Source organism: Vibrio sp. M260118, from assembly GCF_036533755.1.
GTDB lineage: Bacteria > Pseudomonadota > Gammaproteobacteria > Enterobacterales > Vibrionaceae > Vibrio.
The window spans coordinates 1-6,121 of the sequence record NZ_JATABG010000207.1; the positions used below are offsets into that span (position 1 = coordinate 1).

6 protein-coding genes are annotated in these 6,121 nt (G+C 44.0%); 4 read left to right on the plus strand and 2 right to left on the minus strand.

The genetic code is table 11. From position 1 onward, the window contains the following. Positions 1-660: enoyl-CoA hydratase-related protein (locus QTO00_RS12715; protein WP_331425138.1), on the minus strand; the 660-nt coding region annotated here is incomplete at its 3' end. Further along, complete coding sequence (gene fadI / locus QTO00_RS12720; RefSeq protein WP_331425139.1) at positions 660-1,967, minus strand: acetyl-CoA C-acyltransferase FadI; 1,308 nt, start codon at positions 1,965-1,967, stop codon at positions 660-662. The genes QTO00_RS12715 and fadI, both read right to left, overlap by 1 nt. A gap of 636 nt (positions 1,968-2,603) precedes the next feature. On the opposite strand from fadI, the gene QTO00_RS12725 reads away from it, so the two are divergent. From QTO00_RS12725 to QTO00_RS12740, 4 genes are all read left to right on the plus strand, one after another. Beyond that, positions 2,604-3,110: a sigma-70 family RNA polymerase sigma factor gene (locus QTO00_RS12725; protein ID WP_443088927.1), complete on the plus strand. Its 507-nt coding sequence runs from the start codon at positions 2,604-2,606 to the stop codon at positions 3,108-3,110. Further along, positions 3,103-3,831, plus strand: a complete 729-nt coding sequence (locus tag QTO00_RS12730; protein ID WP_331425141.1) for a DUF3379 domain-containing protein — start codon at positions 3,103-3,105, stop codon at positions 3,829-3,831. The genes QTO00_RS12725 and QTO00_RS12730 overlap by 8 nt, the downstream gene beginning before the upstream one ends. A gap of 267 nt (positions 3,832-4,098) precedes the next feature. Continuing rightward, positions 4,099-5,373 carry an outer membrane protein transport protein gene (locus QTO00_RS12735; protein WP_331425142.1) on the plus strand — a complete coding sequence of 425 codons (1,275 nt, stop codon included), beginning with the start codon at positions 4,099-4,101 and terminating at the stop codon, positions 5,371-5,373. A gap of 328 nt (positions 5,374-5,701) precedes the next feature. Then, a partial coding sequence (locus QTO00_RS12740) for an outer membrane protein transport protein (protein ID WP_331425143.1) occupies positions 5,702-6,121 on the plus strand: 420 nt, incomplete at its 3' end.

The window sequence follows — 6,121 nt, forward strand, 5'->3', positions numbered from 1 at the left end:
CTCTTTAGCTGAAACCTTACGCTTGGCTTTCTTTTTACCTGCATTTTTCTCAACCAGGCTCTTGGCCACATCAAGCAAGATAGTCTCTGGCACCACAGCGTCAACGACACCGAGTTTCTTCGCCTTTTTAGCACGTAACTGTTTGCCAGTAAGAATCAAATCAAGTGATGGCAATAGACCAATAAGTCGCGGTAAGCGCTGTGTTCCGCCTGAACCAGGCAGCAAACCAAGCTGAACTTCTGGTAAGCCTAGACGAGTTTTATCTGAGTCTGTACATACGCGGTAATCACACGCCAGAGCAAGCTCTAAACCACCGCCTAAACATGGGCCGTGTATTGCAGCGACAACCGGGTAAGGTAGATCAGATAACTGTTGGAACATTTGCTGACCTTTCTCACCCAAGGCTTGAGCTTCTTGCGCACTAGTACAAGCGTCAAGCATGCGAACATCGGCGCCCGCTATAAAGTTGTCTGGTTTTAACGAGTGAACAACCAAGCCTTTAATCACAGCACCCTTCTCTTTGAGCTGTGTAAAGATAGCTTCCATCTCTTTCGCAAATGCAGCTTGAAGAGTGTTCATTTTTTCGCCAGGAACATCAATAGAAAGCCAAGCGATATCTTGTTCATCGATGGATAAATTAAATGCAGTATTATCGCTCATTATTCTACCTCCAATACCATAGCGGCACCTAAGCCACCTGCTGCACATGCTGTATTCAATGCTAAACCGCCACCTCTACGTTTAAGTTCGCGCAATGTTTGAGTGATCATTCGTGCGCCCGTAGCGGCAAAAGGGTGACCATAAGCAAGTGAGCCACCGAGTACATTGAACTTGTCCATATCGATTTCACCAATCGCCTTCGAACGACCCAGATTCTCTTGAGCAAACTTATCGCTCGCAAACATCTTCATGTTAGCAAGCGCCTGCGCTGCAAAAGCCTCGTGCATATCAATTAAGGTCAGATCAGATAGCTCGATTCCCGCGCGCTCAAGCGCGATAGGTGTTGCATAAGAAGGCCCCATCAACAGGTCCATTTCTACCCCAATGGCGGAGAATGCATACGAGCGGATATACCCCATGATTTCCAGACCAAGCTCCTTCGCTTTGCCTTCGCGCATCAACATAATTGCGGCTGCTCCGTCCGTTAGCGGCGTACTGTTGGCGGCTGTTACACTACCGTACTGGCGATCAAAGGCCGGACGAAGTTTAGCGTAGCTCTCAAGGACAGAGTCTTCGCGGATGTTGTTATCTTTTGCAATCCACTTTTTGTAAGGTTCAGGGAACGCCGTCATCACCTCACCTTCTATCTTGCCGTCACTCCATGCTTGCGCAGCCAATGTGTGTGAACGGTGAGCAAGTTCATCTTGAGCTTGACGAGTAATTCCGTGGGACTTAGCCATTTGCTCTGCAGTTAGGCCCATAGAGAGACCTGTAGAGTATTCAGCAACTGCAGGTGGAACGGGCATTAGGTCTTTGAAAGAGAGTGTTTTTAGAATCTTTAGCTTCTGGCTTAGCGTTTTAGTCTTACTCAAAGCCAAAAGATTAGCGGCTAGTTTTTTCGACACACCAATAGGAAGCACAGAAGTTGAGTCCGCACCACCAGCAATACCCACATCAATCGTTCCCGCCATAATACTTTCAGCAACATTGACTGCCGATTGGAAACTGGTCGCACACGCACGAGTCACACTGTATGCATCGGTGCCGATATCCATGCCAGTGCCAAGGACGATTTCTCGTGCAATATTTGGCGCTTCAGGCATTTGAATCACTTGGCCAAACACTACCTGTTCGATAAGCTTCGGGTCAATTTCAGTTCGAGCAAGCATGTCGCTTACGACCATCTTGCCCAAGTCAACTGCGGGTACTTGACTAAATTCTGTACTTTGACGTGCAAACGGCGTGCGCAAGCCTGCGACAATCGCGACACGTTCTCCTGAGCGAGTTTTCACTTCCTGCTTGCCCATTGTTTCTCCTTAATTATAGAGGTCTGACCAGGATTCATTGTAACGAAAATGTTAACTCTATCAAACGCTCGTTTGAATAAACGTGACTTCTAACCGATTCGAAAATTCTATTCAACAATGGGTTTGTCTAATCAATTAGGATGAGGGCTAGATAGGCAAGGCTCTAAGAAGAGGTTAAATTGATGAATAACAAGCAAAAAAAACCACACAAAACTGTGTGGTTGGAATGTATAAAGCAATTAACTTACGCCAATTGAAATAATCAGTTTCCTGATTAGGAGAAAGTAAAGTCAGCCTTCAAAAGGAAGTGTCATCTTGCTCAACTTGTCAGTGTAAACACCGACTAGATGACAGGTGTTACTATAACCGTTAGAGTTTGCTAGATTTTGAAATAGATCAATTTTAAGTGGATTACTGCTTTATAGACACATTTATATTTAATATCACCCACTAACCAAACTATAAATTGCTTACGTGGAGTCAACCAAGTTGCTATAGACAGGTTTGTTTACTAAACGACATACAAGTGCGATAGCACCACACAATAATAAGAATCACAGAGCAACCAGGGAGGCTCCTGTGTCAATCATCAATTTTTTCGGAAAGAAAAAATCCAAAGATCCGGTCAACTCGGATATGGACAGACAAAGAAAGTATGAGGCACTTGTTAGAGCCTATCACAGAGACCTTTATCGCTACGCATATTGGCTATGTAAAGATCCAACCATTTCAGAAGATCTGGTACAGGAAACTTGCTTACGCGCATGGAAGTCTCTTGATAGTCTTCAAGACGAGAAAGCCGCTAAGTCATGGCTCATCACCATACTTAGACGAGAAAACGCACGTAGATTCGAACGCAAACAGTTTGATTTGGTGGATATCGACGATCATGGCAATGATGCCAAGGTTTCCGACGATCCACACCATCAAACGCAGTGGATTCAAGCTCAAATCATGAAGCTCGAAGAGGATTATCGTGAGCCCTTGTTCCTGCAAGTTGTGGGTGGGTTCAGTGGTGAGGAGATCGGTGAGATCCTCAACTTAAATAAAAATACGGTGATGACTCGCCTATTTAGAGCGAGGAATCAACTCAAAGAAATGTTAGATTCAGACAACACTCACAGGGGGCAGCAAAATGGATGAATTAGAATTTCGCCGACGCATTATGTCCGATCCTAAACAACGGGATAGTGAGATTAGCGCCGCGATTAAAGCCAATGAACAAAATGCTCAATTTGCCGAAGAACTTTTAGACCTAGACAAACAGATTGCAAAAGCGATGGCTGTCGATGTACCTGAAGATCTCGCCGATCGAATTTTGTTCCATCAACCTTCATCAGTTGAAGACAAGGTTGTTAGGCCTAACTTTGTAAGGAAGGCGATGGCCATGGCGGCATCGGTTGCGTTTGTCGCAGGCTTACTCGTTGGTCAAGTTAACTGGGGGAATATTGTCGTCCCTCCAGCACAAGCAAGTTTAGCGACCACAGCACTCAAGCATGTGGTCGCAGAAAAACCATTTGTGCAGAACCTCGACGAACAGGTGAAATCTTCGCAGATCAACGCCAAAATGATGCCGTTTGATCATCAGCTATCGGAAACCTTCCCTTACCACGTGTACTACTTAAACCATTGTGGTTTTGGTCAATCAAACGCGCTGCATATGGTATTCCAAGGGGAAAAAGGTAAGGTCACTCTGTTCTTAACCGGGATTCCGTCCGAACAAACTGTCGACTTTAATGAAGATGGCATGGCAGGTGTTGTAGAGCCACTAGGTAATACCAGCATGATCCTTGTCGCTGATGAAGGTGAAGATGTGGCTAAGATCGCTGAAAGCATCAGCAAAATCATCAAACCCGCACTTTAACAAAATGATAACATTTTGTGAGCCACGTCATGGCTTGGACATTTCGTTCAAGCCATTTTTTTAGCACAAAATTAGAGTCATGACTCTAAAAAGATGTTTTTTGCAGCATATTCCTGCCAGATAGACATCATTTCCATAATTTTATCGCCTTTATCGGCAATGGTCGGATTTCTATATCTTATACTTGAGTCTAGTATCAGCCACCACTGAGCTTTTGCTCAAATAATATCGTCCACTTAGAGACGAACTAAAAAGGAATAAGCACAAATGAACAAGACGCGTCTGTTTCAAAAATCGCTGCTAGCAGTGACAATCGCAACCGCTACTTTAGCTTCGCAGCAAGCTCTCGCTGCCGGCTTCCAACTTAACTCTCAATCAGCAACTGGCCTGGGCCGTGCGTTCGCTGGTGATGCTGTAATTGCTGACAACGCTTCTGTTATGTCACGTAACGCAGCGGCTATGGCTCTTTTTGATCGTACTGAAGTTTCATTGGGCTTCAACGTTATTGATTCAAAAGTAGAAGTTAAGGAATCTACTTTTTCCAGACCAGCTAGTGCAGATCAAACAATTGATAGTACGACTAATAATGCTACATCAGTAGTTCCCAACTTCTATCTAGCTCACCCTGTCAACGAAGAATTTTCAGTTGGTTTAGGAATCTATTCAAACTTTGGTACTACTAATGAGTTTGATTCTAGTTGGGGTAACGACACAGGTCTCGCTACAGTTATTCCTGGCGCAGACGCGTTCGGTGGTATAACAAATGTCACTACAATAAACTTCCTACTAGCTACTTCTTACCGAATTAACGAGCAATGGAGTATTGGTGGTGGCCTAGATATCATCTATGGTGAAGGCGAACTAAAGCGTAAGTCCGTTAACACTGGTTCTACAGACCAGGATTTAATGAATATCGATGCTTCAGGTTGGGCCGTTGGCTTTAACTTAGGCACAGTGTTCGAACTAGATCAAAACAACCGTTTCGGCCTTAGCTATCACTATAGTCCTGAAAAGGAAGTCGGTGGTACCGTTTCATACCAAGGTAACTCTAACATCGGCGATCTTAAAATCCCACTTCCAGATATGTTTGAATTCTCAGGCTACCACCGCATCGAGGACACTTCATTCGCAGTGCACTACAGCGTACAGTGGATTGGTTGGAGCGCGTTTGATCGCTTAGTAACAACTAATGGTACTGAAATCAAAGAATACAAATGGAAAGATACTTTCCACTACTCAATCGGTGGTACTTACTACGTAAATGAGAACTGGGAAGCGCGAATCGGTTACATGTACGATGAAGGTGTACAAGACGAACTCACTTCAGTATCTGTACCTGACTCTGATCGCCAATGGTTCTCAGCAGGGGCAACTTATCATTTCAATAAAGACCAAACGATTGACCTTGGATTCACTTACCTAATTGGTAAAGACAAACAGGTAAATGACGTTATCGGATCTGGCGCTACTCAACTTAAGTTAGATACAACAACCAAGGCATCAGCTATCCTATTCGGTGCTCAATACACACACCGCTTCTAATTTAAGCTAACAACCACATCAAAAGGTCAGCTTCGGCTGGCCTTTTTATTTACCACTAACCTCTTTATCTCACTCTACTTTTCTTTTACTGGTCTTACCTTTTCGCTTTTTTGAGCGTACAGCCGTACATATATCACCCTTTTGATGCTACAAGCGTTCGCTGAAAAGTTAAAACATTTCATTAACAAGCAGAATTAAAAACCACAATAATCTCGTTTTGAAAAATATTAGTTCAAAAACACTCTTTACACTGTTTTAAATTTTTAAAGTAATAACTCTAACCCTATCATCGTTCGACGCCAATAAAATCAATTCAGCGAACAATATAATGAGAACTAATATAAAATTTTTATCCCTTGCGGTAGCGAGCGGACTAGTAATGACGTCTACAACCATTAATGCTGCGGGCTTTCAGCTTGCAGAATATTCAGCGACAGGTCTTGGCCGTGCGTACGCCGGTGAAGCCGCTATGGCAGACAATGCAAGCGCGCAATGGCGCAACCCTGCGATGCTCACGTACCTTGAAGGAACTCAGATCTCTACGGGCGCAATCTATGTAAACCCAAACATTGATGTTAACGGTAGTGTCGATGGTTCTAAATCTCTAAACCCTGCGCTTCCTACAACAGAAGCAAACTCAAGTGATTTTGCTAACGATGCCATTATTCCAAACCTTTACATCTCCCACCGTTACTCAGACAAGCTAGCTGTTGGTTTCGCGCTAGGTACCAACTACGGTATGGAAACT